Origin of the sequence: Ruminococcus gauvreauii, assembly GCF_025151995.1 — a bacterium.
GTDB classification, from domain to species: Bacteria; Bacillota; Clostridia; order Lachnospirales; family Lachnospiraceae; genus Ruminococcus_G; species Ruminococcus_G gauvreauii.
Genome location: NZ_CP102290.1, coordinates 2871498 through 2890236, shown reverse-complemented (window position 1 = coordinate 2890236; position 18739 = coordinate 2871498). Strand labels below are relative to the sequence as shown.

At 49.3% G+C, this 18739-nt stretch carries 17 protein-coding genes and 1 tRNA gene; 4 read left to right on the top strand and 14 right to left on the bottom strand.

Annotated elements, in window-relative coordinates; all coding sequences use genetic code 11:
- Positions 1-145 precede the first annotated feature (145 nt).
- Positions 146-229, top strand: a tRNA-Leu gene (locus NQ502_RS13785).
- 125 nt (positions 230-354) lie between these two features.
- Here NQ502_RS13785 and NQ502_RS13780 read toward each other — a convergent pair.
- The 12 genes from NQ502_RS13780 to NQ502_RS13725 all read right to left on the bottom strand — a co-directional run bounded on the left by NQ502_RS13780 (position 355) and on the right by NQ502_RS13725 (position 13006).
- Positions 355-813 carry a signal peptidase II gene (locus NQ502_RS13780; protein WP_049898092.1) on the bottom strand — a complete coding sequence of 153 codons (459 nt, stop codon included), beginning with the start codon at positions 811-813 and terminating at the stop codon, positions 355-357.
- Between the two features lie 24 nt (positions 814-837).
- Complete coding sequence (locus tag NQ502_RS13775) at positions 838-1335, bottom strand: zinc ribbon domain-containing protein (RefSeq protein ID WP_049898091.1); 498 nt, start codon at positions 1333-1335, stop codon at positions 838-840.
- A gap of 38 nt (positions 1336-1373) precedes the next feature.
- Complete coding sequence (clpX, locus tag NQ502_RS13770; protein WP_028528232.1) at positions 1374-2822, bottom strand: ATP-dependent Clp protease ATP-binding subunit ClpX; 1449 nt, start codon at positions 2820-2822, stop codon at positions 1374-1376.
- A 148-nt stretch (positions 2823-2970) separates the two neighbouring features.
- Positions 2971-4578 (bottom strand): S1C family serine protease, encoded by a 1608-nt coding sequence (locus tag NQ502_RS13765; RefSeq protein WP_044983157.1) that lies wholly within the window; start codon positions 4576-4578, stop codon positions 2971-2973.
- 107 nt (positions 4579-4685) lie between these two features.
- The gene (locus NQ502_RS13760) at positions 4686-5612 is read right to left on the bottom strand and encodes a glycosyltransferase family 2 protein (protein WP_028528231.1); all 927 of its coding nucleotides are present in this window, start codon (positions 5610-5612) and stop codon (positions 4686-4688) included.
- A gap of 74 nt (positions 5613-5686) precedes the next feature.
- Positions 5687-6835 (bottom strand): LCP family protein, encoded by a 1149-nt coding sequence (locus NQ502_RS13755; protein ID WP_028528230.1) that lies wholly within the window; start codon positions 6833-6835, stop codon positions 5687-5689.
- A 24-nt stretch (positions 6836-6859) separates the two neighbouring features.
- The gene (locus tag NQ502_RS13750; protein ID WP_028528229.1) at positions 6860-8263 is read right to left on the bottom strand and encodes an undecaprenyl-phosphate glucose phosphotransferase; all 1404 of its coding nucleotides are present in this window, start codon (positions 8261-8263) and stop codon (positions 6860-6862) included.
- Between the two features lie 73 nt (positions 8264-8336).
- A complete protein-coding gene (locus NQ502_RS13745; protein WP_028528228.1) occupies positions 8337-9311 on the bottom strand; it encodes a glycosyltransferase family 2 protein in 975 nt (324 codons plus the stop codon).
- 29 nt (positions 9312-9340) lie between these two features.
- Complete coding sequence (locus tag NQ502_RS13740) at positions 9341-11152, bottom strand: glycosyltransferase family 2 protein (protein ID WP_028528227.1); 1812 nt, start codon at positions 11150-11152, stop codon at positions 9341-9343.
- Positions 11153-11173: 21 nt separating this feature from the next.
- The gene (gene rffA, locus NQ502_RS13735; protein WP_028528226.1) at positions 11174-12301 is read right to left on the bottom strand and encodes a dTDP-4-amino-4,6-dideoxygalactose transaminase; all 1128 of its coding nucleotides are present in this window, start codon (positions 12299-12301) and stop codon (positions 11174-11176) included.
- A 23-nt stretch (positions 12302-12324) separates the two neighbouring features.
- On the bottom strand, positions 12325-12663 hold the full coding sequence (locus NQ502_RS13730; RefSeq protein ID WP_028528225.1) for an EamA family transporter: 339 nt from the start codon (positions 12661-12663) through the stop codon (positions 12325-12327).
- On the bottom strand, positions 12656-13006 hold the full coding sequence (locus NQ502_RS13725; RefSeq protein WP_028528224.1) for an EamA family transporter: 351 nt from the start codon (positions 13004-13006) through the stop codon (positions 12656-12658). Before NQ502_RS13725 ends, NQ502_RS13730 begins: the two co-directional genes overlap by 8 nt.
- A gap of 224 nt (positions 13007-13230) precedes the next feature.
- On the opposite strand from NQ502_RS13725, the gene NQ502_RS13720 reads away from it, so the two are divergent.
- Genes NQ502_RS13720 through NQ502_RS13710 form a run of 3 tightly spaced genes read left to right on the top strand, consistent with a single transcriptional unit; the run spans position 13231 to position 16396 of the window.
- Positions 13231-14166: a glycosyltransferase family 2 protein gene (locus NQ502_RS13720; RefSeq protein ID WP_028528223.1), complete on the top strand. Its 936-nt coding sequence runs from the start codon at positions 13231-13233 to the stop codon at positions 14164-14166.
- A gap of 1 nt (position 14167) precedes the next feature.
- Entirely contained in the window at positions 14168-15133 is a 966-nt protein-coding gene (locus NQ502_RS13715; RefSeq protein WP_028528222.1) for a hypothetical protein, read from the top strand.
- Between the two features lie 3 nt (positions 15134-15136).
- The gene (locus tag NQ502_RS13710) at positions 15137-16396 is read left to right on the top strand and encodes an ATP-grasp domain-containing protein (protein ID WP_028528221.1); all 1260 of its coding nucleotides are present in this window, start codon (positions 15137-15139) and stop codon (positions 16394-16396) included.
- A gap of 52 nt (positions 16397-16448) precedes the next feature.
- Here the strand turns inward: NQ502_RS13710 and NQ502_RS13705 are convergent, their stop codons facing one another.
- The gene (locus NQ502_RS13705) at positions 16449-17870 is read right to left on the bottom strand and encodes an ArnT family glycosyltransferase (protein WP_044983139.1); all 1422 of its coding nucleotides are present in this window, start codon (positions 17868-17870) and stop codon (positions 16449-16451) included.
- A gap of 17 nt (positions 17871-17887) precedes the next feature.
- A complete protein-coding gene (gene rfbD / locus NQ502_RS13700; protein WP_028528219.1) occupies positions 17888-18730 on the bottom strand; it encodes a dTDP-4-dehydrorhamnose reductase in 843 nt (280 codons plus the stop codon).
- Positions 18731-18739: the final 9 nt, after the last annotated feature.

Here is an 18739-nt window from a genome sequence, read left to right as displayed (position 1 = left end):
AGCATGACGAGTCCGTCTATATATCCATATCAGCTGTGAATAGTAACTATTGTGTCAAAAAACTATAAAATAGGGATTGACATTTCTGCCCAAACCAGATACAATATATCTTGCGAGTCGGGAAGACACGCATCATAAAAGTTATGCAGGAGTGGCGGAATTGGCAGACGCGCAGGCTTCAGGTGCCTGTGGCAGCAATGTCGTGTGGGTTCAAGTCCCATCTCCTGCATCTTTTTTATTTTTATCAATTAACCGTATCAAATAAGACGCCCCGGAAGCACTTGATTTTAATCAACTGCCCCAAGGCATTTTTTATTTTATCCAATTTCGCCCGGACCATACATTGCCCGTCTGCTATTTCTTTTTCCTGATCTTCCCTGCACAGACCAGAAGTCCGCCCAAAAAGATAAACATATCCGAGAGATTAAACACAAGATTACTGAACTTTTGCCATTTCACATTAAAGCTGAAATAATCCGTCACATATCCCTTCTGCTTTCTGTCCGCAAGGTTGTTAAGTCCTCCTCCGATCAACAACGCATAGCCGACTTTCGTTATCCGGCTGCCCCCGTTTTTCAGCTCGCGGACAAACTGTATGATCAGTCCTCCGATCACCGCCGCCGTTCCGCACAATGCAGCCTTGGGCTGTTTCCCGAGAAATCCGAACGCAACTCCGGGATTGTGCAGTCTGCGAAGCAGGATCCTGTCTCCTGCAACTTCCCGGACGGTGTCCTCCTTCAGATTTGCCTCAGCCTTTTTTTTCACATACCAGTCGAGCAGAAAAACAAGAGCCGCAATTCCAACAAATACCATTGTTACATTCCTTTCTGTGCCTCTTTATTCCGTCTTCTCGCCGAATATCGTTTCTTCCTGCTCTGTTACCTCTTCCTCTGGACCTGATTCCGGTTCACCCTCAGCTTTTTCTTCTGAAGTTTCAGGCTCAGTGATATCGTCTTCGTATGGCTCCTCGTCGGCGATCTTAGAGCCGCATTTCATACAGTACGCAGCCCCTTCCATGACCTCCGCCTGACACACCGGACAGATCTTATATCCACGCTTTGCAGCCAGTTCCGCTTTTAGTTCCGCGATGCTCATCTGAATCTGAGAAATTTCCTCACAGATCAATGCGGCCTCATCGTCAACAGCTTCTCCCACCGCATATCTCTGAAATATCAGTTCTCCCAGATCCTTATATTCCTTTTCTGCAGAGCGCTCTGCAGAATGAATCTGTGCCTTCAGTCTCTGGCTTTCAATAAAAGCCTCCGTTTTCCTGCTGACGTTCTCAGCAGCACTGCTGATTGTTTTCCCCAAATCTTCAAGATTGATTTCCGGCATGGCAGTTTCTCCTTTCACTTTCTGATGTTTGTTTACTTTTACTGATGCTCCTCCAGCAGAGCCGTCTCCTGTCCTCGCAGCAGGATTTTGGGTCCGCCTGTGTGTTCGATATACTCCCGTGTAATGATGACTTCTCCGATATTATCATCCTTGGGGATTTCATACATGATATCCAGCATGTATTCCTCAATGATCGCCCGCAGCGCTCTGGCTCCCGTGTCTTTCAGCAGCGCCCTCTCCGCAATCGCATGCAGCGCACCATCATTAAATTCAAGTTTCACTTCGTCCATCGCCAACAGCTTTTTGTACTGTTTAAGGATGGCATTCTTAGGCTCTTTCAGGATTGATACAAGCATATCCTCTGTCAGTTCCTGCAGGGTAAAAACGATCGGAAGACGTCCCAGGAATTCCGGAACCATACCAAACTTTCTCAGGTCTTCCAGTGTTACCTTGGACAGAATATCAGGCTCTTTATCGTACTTATCCTTCAGGTCAGACCGAAATCCGATGGATGCCTGTTTGTTCAGGCGTTCTTTGATCACTTCCTCCAGGTCCGGAAATGCTCCGCCGCAGATAAACAGGATATTTCTGGTGTTGACTGTGGTGAGCGGGACCATCGCATTCTTGCTGTTCGCTCCCACCGGCACCTCAATGTCTGCTCCCTCCAGCAGCTTCAGCATACCCTGCTGTACAGCCTCACCGCTGACGTCTCTCTGATTGGTATTCTTCTTTTTCGCTATTTTGTCTATCTCATCCACGAAGATGATGCCGTGTTCGGCACGCTCCACGTCGTTATCCGCCGCCGCCAGCAGTTTGGATACCACACTCTCAATGTCATCCCCGATATAGCCTGCCTCTGTCAGCGAAGTAGCATCTGTGATCGCCAGCGGCACATCCAGCAGTTTTGCAAGGGTCTGAACCATATATGTTTTACCGCTTCCGGTCGGACCGATCATCAGCATATTGGATTTTTCTATCTCGACACCATCGTTGTAGTCTGAGAGAACTCTTTTATAATGATTATAAACCGCAACGGACATCACCTTCTTTGCCTGCTCCTGCCCAATCACATACTCATCGAGCTGAGCTTTGATCCTGTGGGGAGCCGGAATGTCTTTCATGGTAAATTTTTGTACGGGCTCCTCCTCTTTCTGCTTTTTCTTTTTCAGCCGCTGCTTCTCCGGCACCCGGTTCTGAATGGAGGAAAGATCTACCATGCTGATATTCGGCATGTTCTGCATCAGTTCGCTGTAATTCGTGGTGCCGTTGTTCATGGAATCAAAACTTTTCTGCATACAATCGGTACAGATATTAATATTGCTGGGGAGTTCTATCATCTTCCCCGCCTTACTCTCCGGCCGCCTGCACAGAAAGCAGACTTTCTCATATTCGTCTTTTTTGGGGCTGTCGCCCGAAGAATCATCCGTGTCTGCCTTTCCGGTATTCTTGTCGCTATTTTCTATGATTTCTTTATTATCATCTGTCACTCTTCTGAATCCTCACTTTCATGGTCTTATTATAGCTTAAATACTGCCGTCTCACAAGTTAAGTTTTTCTTAAACGGCACGAAAGAAATCCCGTCGAAAACATCCAGAAGATGTTTCCGGCGGGAATTTCCACACAGTATCATCCGCCCTACTGGAAATTCTGAGGCAGCGCCGGCTGTCCTGAAGACTGTGCGGCATCATCCGGCCGCTTATCCAGCGTTATGTTCAGCGTCACTTCCTTGTATTCACCGCTGTCAGCCCGCTGCACAACCACTTCCACCGTCTCGCCTGCTTCATAGTATTCCAGCGCACTCACCAGCTCATTGTAGGTGCTCACCGTTGATCCGTCAAATTTTGTAATGATATCACCTTTTAACATGCCTGCTTTCTCAGCCGCTGTTCCTGCTGTCACGTCGTAGACAAAAACTCCCGTCGGCATGTTATACATCTGAGAAGTCTCTGCCGATACATTTTTACAGCTGATACCCAGATAAGCAGATTTAGCTTCGTCCACCTTAGACCTGGTCTCACGGTTCATCAGCTCATCCAGGATCGGTTCCGCTGTGGACACGGGAATCGCATATCCCATTCCTTCCACCGCATTGGACGCAAATTTTACTGAATTGATTCCGATCAGTTCTCCGTTCATGTTCAGCAGTGCTCCCCCGCTGTTACCGGGGTTGATTGCCGCATCCGTCTGAATCAGATTTGCAGTTACGTTTTCTACAGTCACTTCGCGGTCCAGAGCACTCACATATCCAGAAGTCACAGACTGTCCGTATCCGAGTGCATTGCCGATGGCCACCACCTGTTCACCTACAGCCAGGTCATCAGAATTGCCGATCGTAGCCACCTTGATCTGTGACAGAGTGTCCTCAGAGAGTTTGCTGATATCCACCGCAACCACCGCAAGGTCATTGTTGGCATCCGTACCCTTGATCTGTGCTTCCACCGACGAATTGTCGATAAAGCTTACCGTGATCGTATTCGCGCCCGAGATAACATGATTATTGGTAGCGATCAGAAGTTCACTGTCATTCTGTCCTACAATGATTCCCGAACCGCTGCTTTCACTTTCATATGCCTGTGTTCCGCCAAAGAAATCCTGAACTTCCTGCACACTCTTATTGCTGATGGAGACCAGGGACGGCATGGAATTGCGCGCCACATCTGCTACCGTATTGCCTGCGGCATTGGTGTTCTGTGCTTCAGCTTTGACACTGTCGCCGGATGTGGTCGTCTCAGTAGATGGAATCGTCGGCTGAATCTGAACCTGTTCTTTGCCGCCTCCGAGCGAGGTGATTCCGAGTATCGTAAAACCTGCAATCAATCCGAATACAAGTGCCAGCGCAGCACACAGGCCAAACTTTTTCAGCGTCGGGTTTACCGGCTTCTTCACTTTCTTCGGAGGCTCTGTCTGCATATTCGAAAAGTGATAGGAGTCATACTGTGCCGAACGTTTCTCTCCTGCACCCTGCTGATCACCCCATGTACTTCGCGTCTGTCCCGTACTCTGGTCACTCCACGTATTGCGGGAGTCCCATTCCCGTTTGTCTTCTGTCCCTGACTGCTGCTGCAGTTTTGGATTTACCCAGCTGTAAGTCGTATTGCTCTGCTCTGCGGTCCCTGTATCCGCCGAATGATCCTGCGCCTGCATATTCCGATTATCACCTGAAATTGGAGCCTCTGATTCTGTATGATCATTTAACGGAACAGAATCAAATCCGTTGCCATCTTTATTCCATTCGTCACTCATCGTTCTTACCTCACTTTTTTTGACTTCCGTCGTCATCTTATAAACACAGTGTACTTTTAATTTGTGTTCAATCTGTGATAAAAGCTTTAACAAAGGGTGAAAGCGTATTATCCTTTTGTGTTCCGGCTCCAGTAATCTCTGTTCATCGTCAGCTTCATCACCATTCCCTTCGGAAGGCGCTCATACCTCCTGCCGAGCCGGAAACCCAGATATTTACACCCGCTCTGCCAGATGAGCTTCGGTATCAGGTACGGCCTTTTTCGAAGCAGATATCCGGCTGTCTGCTTCACCATACGGATTCCCTCCCCCTCAGACGGTACGTCCGCAAATATTTCCGGATGCTGCGCCTGTGATACTGCGAGGTCAAAATTGCGCCTCAGCTGCTGTATTCCGCTGTAGTTATGTGAATGCACCACCCGCGCATCCGCGGTATATGCAACTGCATACCCATGCCCGATCAGCCCTGCCGCAAAGATCATATCCTCGTTAAATATGGTATGCCGAACAAACCCTCCCAATTCCAGATATGTCTTTCTGTCATAGGCGGCGCACACATTGGAACAGAAATACGTCTTGATTCCGAGCGCCGGCAGATCCTCTTTCCGCTTGATACGGCTCTGTTCGGGATAATTGAATTCCCTCGTATAGCACTCGATTACGCCGCAGTCCCGCGCCGGAAGCTGCCTCGCATAGGCCGCCTTTACCGCCGTATCGTCAAAAGATTCCACCAGGCTGCCCACCAGGCTTCTGTCCTTCGGCATTGCATCCTGAGTCATGCAGATTACGATATCGGCGCTCGACTTTTGTATCGCCCGATGCCGGGTGCCTCCATGGTCGAACCCTGCTTTTTCAAGATGTTCCACAACAATCTTATCCGACAGCATCCCGATCTGTTCATCCCAGTCTTCTTCTCCCGTATTCATGATAAAAATGTGATCAACCGGGTATTCCTGTACCAGCAGTCTTTTTACAAGTTCCCTGAATTCTTTTCCAGGATGGTACGTCGGTATTATCACATCAACTGACTTCGGCATTTTTACCTCTCCTTATAAAAACGGCCGCTGCACAACATAAATCGCTCTACGCATGTGCAACAGCCGTCCTGTATTTAATATGAATCCGCCGGAAGCGCGCCATCCTCGGAACTGGACGGAATATCTTCCTCTCCGTATCCGCTGATATCAATGATATGGTCACTGTACTCTTTTACCGTCGCCGACGGTGCGTATGCATCCTCCGGATACAGGAACTCATGCAGCTTCACCACATTCGTCTCGAGTGTCACCGGCAGTACGCAGTCATACCCTTCATCTTTACCCATCGCATCACCGATTATATTTGAGATCGTCTCTCCCTCGAGATGGTCAAACGGGAACCCTACCTGATCCTCTATATCATAGCCGATCATTGCCATCCCCATCTTCAGGATCTCCTGTTTGGAAAGGCTGCTCGAGATCATCGGACATACCGTATCAACGATCTTGTTCAGCGTCGACCAGCTGGAATTCTTCGCCTTCTCCACCATCTTGTAAATTACCAGTCTCTGACGGGCCGCACGCCTGAAGTCATTGCCCGCCGTATAGCGGATTCTCGCATAAGACACAGACTGTACTCCGTTCAGGTGATGTACACCATCAACCTTATCGATCGGATCATAACCTTTCCCGGTCAGTTTTGAAGTTTCCTGGCAATAGTTGTTCATATGCTCCACTTCGTCCGCGGTCATCTCAATGTCCAGACCGCCGAGCAGATCGATGGCCTCCACAAGTGCAGTGAAATCCACCGTCACGTAACCGGTAAGATTCAGGTCCAGATTCTTATTCATCATCGTCATAAGCTGCTGCGGCCCGCCATTCGCATATGCCGCATTTGCCTTTTTATAGTTATCATCTCCAATATTCAGATACGTATCACGGTATACGGAGACCAGCTTCACTTTCTTAGTATCATTGTTGATGCTGGCGATGATCATGGTATCGCTGTTGCCCTGTTCCAGAGAACCGACACCGCTCGCGTCCAGCCCGACCAGTGCGATCGTCTGATAACCCTGGAGTACCTCATTGTCCACGACGCCTTCGTTGACCCCTACTTCACCCATATCAACGTCACCGCTCTGAATCTTATTCAGCTTGTTATTCACCTGTGCATAGACGAAGATGCCTCCCACCAGAATCAGCAGTATAAGAATCTCAAAGATAAACAATACTCTTCTTCTGCGTTTGCGTTTCATCATCTTGCTGTTTACTTTCTTTGCCATAATAAACCTCTTATAATTCTTTCTTTAGTATGCATTTTTATTGATAAACCCCTTAAACACGGTTAAAAATAAGATTTTTATATCAAGTCCAAGCGTCCAGTTTTCAATATAATACAAATCATACTCGATACGTTTCCGGATAGAAGTATCTCCCCTGTAACCATTTACCTGAGCCCAGCCTGTCAGTCCGGGTCTGACCTGATGTTTCACCATATAGCGCGGTATTTCTTCCCGGAACTTCTCCACAAAGAACGGGCGTTCCGGTCTTGGCCCTACCAGACTCATATCGCCTTTAAATATGTTAAACAGCTGCGGCAGTTCATCCAGGCTTGTCCTGCGCATGAATTTGCCGATTCCCGTAACCCGGGGATCGTTCTTGACCGTCCACGCCTTTTTTTCATCCGCCTCCGGCTGCACCTCCATGGAACGGAATTTATACATCTCAAACTCTTTGTTATGGAGCCCCACGCGCACCTGTTTGTAGATCAGCGGTCCTTTCGATGTCAGTTTGATCAGTATGGCACAAAGAAGCATTGCCGGGGAAAACACCACGATGGCAGCCATCGATCCAAAAATATCCGTGATCCTTTTCAGCGTAAACTGAAACGTGTTGCTGAGCGGAACGTAACGGATATTGACGACTGGAAGTCCCAGCAGATCTTCCGTATACGGTTTGGTCGGAATAATATTATTATAATCCGGGATAAATTTGGTGTGGACCCCCGATTTCTCACAGAGCGCCACGATCTCTTCCAGCCTGCTGTACTCATTCAGCCCCAACGTAATCGCAATCTCATCCAGCCTGTTCTGAGGCAGAATGATCATTAAATTATCTATTCTTCCCAATACTCTAATTCCCCTGTATTCTGTCCCGGCTTCCACGGAATCATCGAGAATCCCCCGCACGGTATACCCCCACTGCGGATTCGACAGAATACGGTCGATATATTCTTCTGCCGCCCTGCTGTATCCCACGAGCAGGATGTGCTTTTGATTCAGACCTTTCTTACGTATATCGCGCAGCACATGCCGGATGATGATCCTGACCAGCTCCTCCGCCACGATATTGATGAAGAAGAAGATAAAAAGTACAGTCCTGGAAAAATCATTCTCCTTCGTCACGTACAGAACCACGATCAGAATAAAGAGCCCGATCGTATTGGCTTTTACGATATTGGCCAGCTCCAGCCGCCTGCCCTGCACACGTTTCGGCGTATAAAGACTGAATGCCGAATACAGGATCAGATAGACCGGTACGATCAGCAGAAGCGTCCCCATATATCTCTGAAAGGAAAGGCGTCCGCCCTCGCTGTCAAAAAACGGAGTCTGGAACTTCAGAAACCAGGACAGCCAGTAGGAAACCATGATGACAATCGCATCGATCAGAATATGAAGACGGTTAAAGTATTTTTGGTTATCTTTTATCAATTTTGATCACCTTTTATACCCTTCCACGCTACTACTATACAATAAGTTGCAAATTTAGGCAATAAAATTTTTATTAACCTTTATGCAGCAGCCTTCTGATAATATTGATCCACAGCTGAAGCTGAATCCAGATATAGTTCCCCAGATGCCTCCAGGAGAACCTGACCTTTTTGCCCTGCCTTCGCCCGGCGGCAGCCAGTGAAAACCCGTTTTTGATTCCGGCCGCATACTCACGCCCGAATCCCCTGCGTGCAAAAAACAGCAGCTTAATGCCGAATCCGGCTGCCAGAAAAGGCAGATTCAGAAGGATCTGAAGAAACGGCATGTTTTTGTAGATCAGATAGATGTTGTTTCTGGAAGAGTAACGCACCTTAAACAGATTATATCTGGAACCGCTCGTTCCGCTGCCCGCATGGTACACACGTGCCCCCGGACAGAACCAGTTTTGATATCCCAGGATATTCGCGCGGTATGCGATATCCATATCCTCCAGATAAGCAAAATGTTCCTCGTCAAACAGTCCGGTCACATTCAGAAACTCCCTGCGGTAAATAACAGCCCCGCCGCAGGAGGCAAAGATCCGCCGCGGCCTGTCATATTTCTTCTCATCCTGACCTTTTCCTGCGGCGAACGCCCATCCGAGCGCATTGTAATAATTCCCCGCATCGTCGATCAGCTCCCGCTGATACATATTCAGCATCTTCGCCGCACAGGAAAACGCCCGTTTCCTGCGTTTGATATCGATGAACAGCTCTCTTACAAAATCCGGTTCCGCCTCGGTATCATTATTCAGCAGGATCACGTACGGCGAATCAGAAGCCAGAATCCCTTCGTTTACGGCACGGCAAAAGCCAAGGTTTTCCGGAAGCGCAACCAGTCTGACCTCCGGGAATCTCTCTTCCACCAGTTCACGGCTGCCATCTGTCGACCCGTTGTCGACCACGATCGTTTCGAACCCGGGATATGTCTGCCGTCTCAGACTTAAAAGACAGGCCTCGATAAACGAAATCCCGTTAAAATTCGGTATCACTACAGAGACTTCCTGCATGCCACCCTCCTGTATTTTTGCCCGGCCGCTCATGCCCGCAGTGAATAATTCCACTTGGACAGCGTCAGGTTTCTGTTATAGTAAGGATCCCCGTCCTTTAAAAGTCCGATCCAGCGGTTTCTCATAAACTCGATTTCCGTCTGGAAACGTCTTACTTTTTCCTCGCTGTCCTCGGCTCCCCGGGATTTCGACTCGTAATGGTAAAGCTCCGCCCACGGATCATAGACGATTAGATATCCGGCTTTGACGGTCCGAAGACACAGGTCCACGTCATTGAATGCTACCGTCAGCCTCTCCTCAAATCCTCCGAGCTGCTCAAACACACTTCTCTTCATCATCATACAGGCAGCCGTCACGGCGCTCACGTTGAGCTGTATCGAAGCCTTATGCATATAACCGGTACGGGAACGCGGCATATTCAAAAACGCATGACCCGCAATGCCGCCGATCCCAATGACTGTCCCGGCATGCTGAATGGTGTCATCCGGATAGTAAAGCTTCGCACCCGCGATGCCAACTTCTTCTCTCTGGCAGTTCCCGAGCAGTTCCTCCATCCAGCAGTCTGAGATCACCTCGACGTCATTGTTGAGGAACAGCAGGTAATCACCGGAAGAAGCCCTGACTGCAAAATTGTTGATCGCAGAATAATTAAATTCTCCCTGCCAGGCAACAATTTTTACATCCCGTTCCTGTTCCAGTTCACGATAATAGGAAAATGTCTCCTGCTCCACACTGTTATTCTCTGCAATTATGATTTCATAATTCGTATATGACGTTTTTTTTCTTACAGAATCCAGACATTTTTTCAATACGTCCGCATGATCTTTGTTTGGAATGATGACAGATACCAGCGGCTGTTCCTTTACCGCATACGTGACGCGGTAAAATCCGAAATCCTTCGTGTGCGTTACCGTGGCGTCTGCCCCGCAGCGTTTCAGGTTTCCCTCGATTGCACGCTTCCCCGCCTCAAATGCATACAGTTTGCTTGCGGGGTTGTCCGCCGTCGAGGCCCTGTGTGTTCTCCAGTGATAGAGCACCTTCGGCACGTGGCAGATCCTGCGCGCTGTCTCCGTGCACCGGAAAATAAAATCATAATCCTGCGCACCGTCATATTCTTTTCGAAATCCCCCTGCTTCTTCCACGATCGTCCTTCTCACCACAAAAAAATGCGTGATATAGTTATTGGAGCGCAGCAGGTCGATGCTGAAATCCGGTTTGAAGTGAGGCTGAAAATGTTCTGTCAGATCCGTCGTCACCTTGTCTTCATCCGTATACACCACATCCGTATCCTCAAACTCTGTGACCGCCTTCGCAACCTCATACAGTGCATCCGGTGCAAGCAGATCATCGTGGTCCAGCAGACCGACAAAGTCCCCCGACGCCATGGCAAATGCCGCATTCGTATTCTCGGCAATTCCGAGATTCTTCTCAAGACTGCATACCCGGATTCTCTTATCAAGTGCCTGATACTGCCGCAGCACCTGTCCCATTTCCTCTTCCCCGGGACTCCCGTTTGCGATGCACAGTTCCCAGTTATCATAGGACTGTTCCCTGACAGAATCGATCATCTGTTCCAGAAAGAGTTTCGGAGTCCGGTAAGCCGGCACCACAACACTGATCAGAGGTTTCTCTTTATTCCATCTGTCCTCTCTTTGTTTTTTCAGTTCCCCGGGATCGATCCTGTGCTTTTCGAACCAAGGACCGTACGGAACTTCATCCGGCTCCATCCGTTCTGAGAGACGCACCATGAACTCTTTCACGCCATAGTGCTTCAGGTATCGGATACCTTTTTGTATGTTATAAGGCCGTATTTTCTTTAAATAATTCACCCACTGGCCCATGCCGTGTACTCCTTTATCCGTTTACTTGAAAAAATTTCTGATTGCTTCCACGACCACTGCCGCTTCATCCATGGACAGGTTATAAAACATAGGCAGCCGCATCAGCCGTTCGCTTTCCCTCGTCGTATGGATATCCTCGCCGCAGAAGCGTCCATATTTCCGCCCTGCCGGAGAGGTGTGAAGCGGTACATAGTGGAACACGCTTAATATCCCCTGCTCTTTGAGGTTTTGAATCAATGCCCGGCGGACAGTCTCATCCTGAACCTTCAGATAATACATATGGGCATTGTGTTCGGCATAGTCGGGGACAAACGGCCGTTCAATATATCCTGCATCCTCCAGTTCTTTCAGGTTTGCATGGTAAAAGTCATAGATCGCGTGCCTTTTTTCATTAATGCTATCCGCGGCCTCCAGTTGTGCGTACAGATAGGCAGCATTCATATCGCTTGGCAGGTAAGAAGACCCGTAATCCACCCAGGTGTACTTGTCTATCTGTCCGCGGAAGAATTTGCTGCGGTTTGTCCCCTTCTCTCTCAGGATCTCCGCTTTCTCAAGATACGTTTCATCCTGAAACAGCAGGGCGCCGCCTTCTCCCATCGTATAATTTTTCGTCTCATGAAAGCTGTAGCAGCCGAAATCGCCGATCGTACCGAGGGCGCGCCCTTTATAGGCGGCATGAACTCCCTGCGCCGCATCCTCGATCACCTTCAGATGATACGTCCCGGCAATCTCCAGGATTTCATCCATTGCGCATGCCACACCGGCATAGTGTACCGGCACGATAGCCTTCGTCTTCTCCGTGACCGCATCTTCGATCTTATTTTCATCAAGATTCATGGTGTCCGGCCGGATATCAACGAACACGATCCTGGCTCCCCGGAGCACGAACGCATCGGCCGTCGATACGAACGTATAGGACGGCATGATCACCTCATCCCCCGGCTGGATGTCCGCCAGGTACGCTGCCATCTCCAGTGCGTGGGTGCACGAGGTGGTGAGCAGCACTTCTTTCGTATGATAATGTCTCTTCATCCAGTCTGAACATTCTCTGGTAAACGGTCCGTCCCCGCAGAGTTTTCCGTTTTCGATCGCTTTTTGCATATATTGTGTCTCGGTCCCCACATAAGGGGCCCTGTTAAATTCTATCATAAGTATCCTCCGGTTTGTTCCGACTAAATCGTATAAATAATGATTCCTGCTATAATGATCATGTTTCCGATCAGTTTCCCCTTCGTGATCTTTTCCTTCAGAATCAGCCAGGACATCAGCAGTACGAACACATAAGCAAAGGAGTCGATCACGGCTCCGTACTTCATGTCCACCCTTGTATAAGCATAGGTATTGAGCAGCAGTACGCCAAAAAACAGGCCGTAAGCCAGCATAACCCGCCAGTTCAGGTACTCATATATTGGATGCCGGTAAGTTTTCCCGGCACTTAATTTCAGCAGTATCTGCGAGAAAGCCGTAAAAAATGTTCCCGCAAACATCAGCAGCATATACATTCTATTCATATCTCTGCACCACCATCACTCCGATAAATACGATCAGCATACCGATTATGTTGTTCACCGTCAGGTTCTCTCTGAATATCAGAACTGCCCAGACCTGTGACCAGATCAGATACACGCTTTTATTCGCGTAAGCCGTCGACAGCGTAAACTTTTTTATCACTTTCTGCCAGGCTATGGCATAGATCCCACAGTCGGCGATCATTAAAAACAGAAACACATAGAGCCAGACGGAGGTAAGTCCTTCCTTATTATACTGGATAGAAGCCAGCTTCGAAAAAATCCCCGTCAAAGAAAACAGCAGAATATTCAGGTGCAGCTGTACGTAATCCTTTGTTTTTCCCATGATTTCTCCCGATTTTTCATTTCGTGAAACTAAAATATTGGGTCAAAAGGTATTTTTCATGATCTTTTGACCCCGGTATTAAACTAATTGATTATATCACGATTCCATCAAGGCTTCAACCAATATCCCAGATATCAGTTGAAATGAACTTTTTATAATGCTATGATAAAGAGGGTTACTTTTAAGTACCGCGAGTCACAAAAAAGAAACAAAGGAGACAGAACATGAGTTTATATTCTGTGGTTGTTCCCGTCTATAATTCAGAACATACCCTTGAAGAGTTATATACACGCCTGCGTGATGTGTTCGAACAGACACTCCGCGAGGACTTTGAACTTATCCTGGTTGATGACAGTTCCCGGGATAATTCGTACCAGATCATGAAGCAGCTGCGCAGCCGTGACCGGCGTGTCAGGATCATACAGATGGCCAGAAATTTCGGTCAGCATCCTGCCCTGCTGTGTGGTTTTTCCTATGCCAGAGGTGATTTCGTGATCACAATGGATGACGACCTGCAGCATCCTCCGGAAGAGCTTCCGAAGATGATCTCTGTGATGAATGAACGGGATGACGTGGATGTCATTCTCGCAAAATATGAAGGCCGCAAACATAACTTTATCCGGAGACTGGGCACGCGTTTCTCTGTCTGGGCGACTTCCAAGATGCTCGGGAAAGATCCGGATCTGGAGATCACAAGTTTCCGGCTGATGCGGAAGTTTATCGTAGACGCCATACTGACGACAAACACACACCTTCCGCAGATCGGCAATCTGCTGGTACAGACCTCCAACAGGATCATCAATGTGCCGGTACGCCACGACGCCCGTGCTTACGGGAAAAGTGGTTACCCTTTCAGGCGGCTGGTCAGGGATCTGATCTACGATATCACGAACCATACCGCATTTCCTCTTCTCGTCGTGCGGGATATCGGAATCCTGGGATTTGCAGTCAGCGTACTGCTTGCATTGTATTATCTGATACGCTATCTGATCTTTGGCGCTTCCGTGGAGGGCTGGACGTCTCTGATACTGATTATGCTCTGCGGATTCAGCCTGATACTGCTCTCCCTGGGCATTATCGGCATGTACCTGATGAATATTCTGAATGAATCTAAAAAAATGCCGCACTATACGGTGCGCCAGAAAGATACGGAGGAATAACATGATGGAAATAGGCGGATATTTCGAACTGGAACATCTGAACAGCCGGCCTTATTATTCCGGTCTCTGCGAATTAAACCTGGGCCGAACTGCCCTGGTTTATTTGCTGGAATCGCTGCAATGCAGGACTCTGCACGTGCCTTACCTTATCTGTGATTCGGTGACCAGCGCATGTGAGCGGGCAGGCTTTTCCCTGCACTACTATCATCTGGACAAAAACCTGGCCCCGGTGCTGGATTGTGAACTATCCGATGATGAATATCTCTACCTGATCAATTACTACGGCCAGCTGTCAGACGAACAGATCCTTGCATTTTCTCAGCGGTACGAACGGATCATCGTCGACAACACGCAGAGCTTCTTCCAGCGGCCGCTGAAAAACATTCCGACACTGTACTCCTGCCGGAAATATTTTGGCGTGAGTGACGGGGCATATCTTTCCTGCAGCCAGACACTGCCCCCTGTTCCTGTGACAGACCAGTCCCAGCACAGGATGGCGCACCTGCTCGGCCGTCTGGAGGATACCGCCTCCGATCATTACACTGAAATGCTGGCGGCAGCAGACAGTTTTCACAGCGAGCCCGTTAAAAATATGTCCCTCATCACCAGAAACATATTAAACGGAATTGATTATGACGCCGTGCGCCGCACGCGCAGCCGCAACTACCGGTATCTGAGTGAGCGCCTCGAACAGGATAACATCATGAATCATATCGTTCCGGACGGACCGTTTGCCTATCCGTTTTACACCAGAAACGGACCTGCCATCCGCAGAGAACTGGCTTCTTTGCATATCTATATTCCTGTCTACTGGAATAATGTCATTGCATCCATGCCGGAGGAATCAGTAGAATATGATCTTGCCGCCAACATTCTCCCGCTTCCCTGTGACCAGCGCTATGGAAACTGGGAGATGGAACACCTTGCAGATGCAGTCCTCACAGTGACGCAGCAGTTTGGAGAATAATCTATGAAAAAACGTTTAATGATTTTAGGTTCCCTGAATGAATTTACACAGCTGGTTAAACTGGCAAAGGAACGCGGTATCTGCACCGTTGTCTGCGACGGATACCCCGACAGTCCCGCAAAACAGATTGCGGATTTTGCCTACGATATCGATGTCCGCGAAACAGTGTCCCTGTCGCGCTATGCCCGCCAGCATGATGTAGACGCCATTATCACCTCGTTTTCCGACCTCCTGTTTGAATGCATGGTCAGGTCCTCCGATAAGGCCGGCCTGGATTGCTATCTCAAACCCGAACAGCTGCCGTTCTACCGAAATAAAATGAAGATGAAGCAGCTTCTGAATTCGCTCAGCATCGCAACACCGCGCCACGTATGCCTGAAACGCGGATTTTCCGATACGGAACTTTCAGAGCTTCGTTTTCCGGCCGTGACCAAACCGCTGGATATGTACGGCTCCCGCGGACTGTATGTGCTGAACTCCCCCGCAGAGGTACGCCGGTATTTTTCCCGCGCCTGCTCGACCTCGCGTGTGAAAGAAATTCTCGTTGAAGAATACAATACAGGGTATGAATTCAATCTGATGTCCTGGGTAATGGACGGCCAGGTTCATATTCTCAGTATCGCAGACCGCGAAAAGACCGGGACCGGAACGCGTGATGTTCCCATCAGTACCAGAAATGTCTATCCATCCCGCCTGATCGGTGATGTCTATGAACCTGCCAAAAATATTCTGGAAAAGTTCATCGCCGCCACTGGCCAGACTGAAGGGGCATTGTCTATGCAGTTCTTCTGGGCTCCCGGGCAGGCGGTCGAGGTCTGTGAGATTGCGGGACGCTTCCTGGGATATGAGCACGAGCTCATAGAATACAGCAGCGGCCTGTCCATCGAAAAACTGCTCCTTGATTCCATCTATGACAGAGATGCTCTCAGAAAAACTTTGAACGAACACTCTGCATTTATGGCAAAGCACAGCGCCGTCCTGTATTTTCACAGCAGGCCGGGGTATATCGGCAGCCAGCAGACCGCTCTTGAAATCACGGAATGGCCGGAAGTTGCGGAGAGCCAGCTGTTTTACAGGGAAGGGGAAGCAGTCGTTATGCACGGTCCGAATCCCTACTTTGCCCGCTATGACATTACCGGAAAGACGCGTCCATACATCGACAGCGTCACACAGCGGATCTATGATACGATGACCGTGAAAGATATTCGCGGAAAGGAACTTCTCTACCGAAACGAGATGCCCCGGTATCCGGAAAATCACTGAAATTCAAAAAATGCTGCCGGCTTCGATCATGAGAAGCCGGCGGCATTTTTTGTTATCTGCAGGACGGCAAGAAGACCGCTGCATAAGTATAGACCGCGCTGATGATAAAGAACATACAGGCGAGCAGGAAAAACCATCTGCCGGCCTTTTCTTTTTTTAATATCCCCGAGAACCATTGCTCATATCCGAGCGTCACGAAATACATGACAGGGATCACCGCAGGCATCACATACCTGCCCTGCGCCTGAAAATCACTTGTATAAGCATACCACACCAGCACGATGGGCGGAACAGCCATCGTCACAAGCATCGCCCACCGGAATACATTTTCAGGGTTCCATCGCTCCCGCCGGTAAATGACCTTCACCTGAGCACTCTCCATGCCTATCATGACTTTTCTGCACTCACATCTGTCCTTCCTGACAAAAAACAACCGCCGAATACCAGTCAGCACGCCTGCACCTCCGACACCGAACAGCAGAATATACAGCTTGCTCAGCAGGAACGGCATGAAGACCTTCATAAAACCGAACGTGCCGATGAAGCTCACCATAACCGTCATCAGCCAGTTGTGCTGCCAGTCCCCGGGCACAAACGCCATCATCCCCAGAATGGACATCCCCGTGGACTGTATCGTCTGACGGTTCGACGGCTTCAGCTCTTCCACCGCGTACATCTCGGCATACTGCGACGACGTCCGCATCCCCAGGATATCGCCGTCATAGATGATATAACTGCGTATGAACCACCAGCCCGCGATCGCCGCGACAAACGCCGTGATCAGCAGTCCCCTCGAAAGCAGAAACCGAACATCCCATTTCCGGTCTCTGCACAGCAGAACCGTGACGCAGAAAAACAGAATGCTCGCGAGGATCACTCCGTATGCGTTGTAGTATGACATGGCACACAGTCCGATTCCCGTACCGAGTCCTGCACACGTCCTGATTTCCCAGCCGCTTTCCAGCGCCCGCACCCACATCAGAATGATCAGGGCCGTCGAGAACAGCGCCAGTCCATCCGTGTTGACATAGGAAAACACGAACAGACAGCCCGGCAGAAACGTCACCGCTAGCGTGAAAAACCATCCGGCCGGCTTTTGAAACAGCCGCCGTGCGATCCGCCGCACCAGAAAGGCAAACCCGGTCCCCAGCATTACGTTCACCATGCGCGCGGCTATCAGCAGTGCCTGTTCACCCGAAGTGAAAAATGATGTGATTTTGACAAACCCCGCCGAAAAAATATACGAAAGAATCGGATTGAATCCATAGGAGATTCCCCACATCGCATCCCGAACTTCCGGGTCTCCGCCGTGAGGCAGCGTGCCGTGACGTGCAATAAAATCCACAATCTGATACCGCATCGCCTCATCCGGCGATGCATTAAACGGCTGGACAACTGCCCACAGAACAAGAAAAACGAAAACGGCAATCAAAAATACCAGCTCAATACGGAACTCTTTTTTTTCATCCTTCATTTGGCATCTCCCGGGAATCACAGGATCTCTTTCAGATAGCGGCCCAGCGCGTCCTGCCATGGCGGAAGTCTGTGAAAACCGTTGTCATCCAGCTTGTCTTTGTTCATACGGCTGTTGTAAGGGCGTTTCGCCTTTGCAGGATATTCTTCGCTCCCTACCGGAACTACATTCACATGCATACCCGCCTGGCGGAAAATCTCCGCTGCAAATTCATACCAGGTGCAAAGTCCTTCATTGGTCGCATGATAAAACCCGTATTTATCCGTCAGGATCATATCCACAAGCAGAACCGCCAGATCGTACGTATACGTCGGCGAACCTGTCTGATCATCCACAACGGTGAGCGTATCATGCGTCTCTCCGAGCTTCAGCATCGTCTTGATAAAGTTTTTGCCGTTTACGCCGAACACCCAGGCGATACGGACGATAAAAAATTTTTCTACGTGGTCTGTCACCGCCACCTCGCCCTCATACTTGGTCTGTCCATAGATGTTCAATGGGTGCCGTTCATCATCCGGTTCCCAGGGACGTGTTCCCTCGCCGTCAAAAACGTAATCCGTGCTGATGTACATCATCTTCAGGTCCAGTTTTTCACAGACTTTCGCTACATTTTCGGTTCCGTACGCGTTGACCCTGCGGCAGATATCCACATGATCCTCCGCTGCATCAACGGCGGTGTATGCGGCACAGTGGATGACTGCTTCCACACGCGCATCAGTGATGACACGCTCCACAGCTCCTGGGTCTGTGATGTCCATCTCCTCCACATCGACTCCTACGGCCTCATGACCGCGCTTTGTAAGCTCATTTACCACGTCATAGCCAAGCTGGCCTTTGACTCCAGTTACCAATATTCGCATCGTTATCTT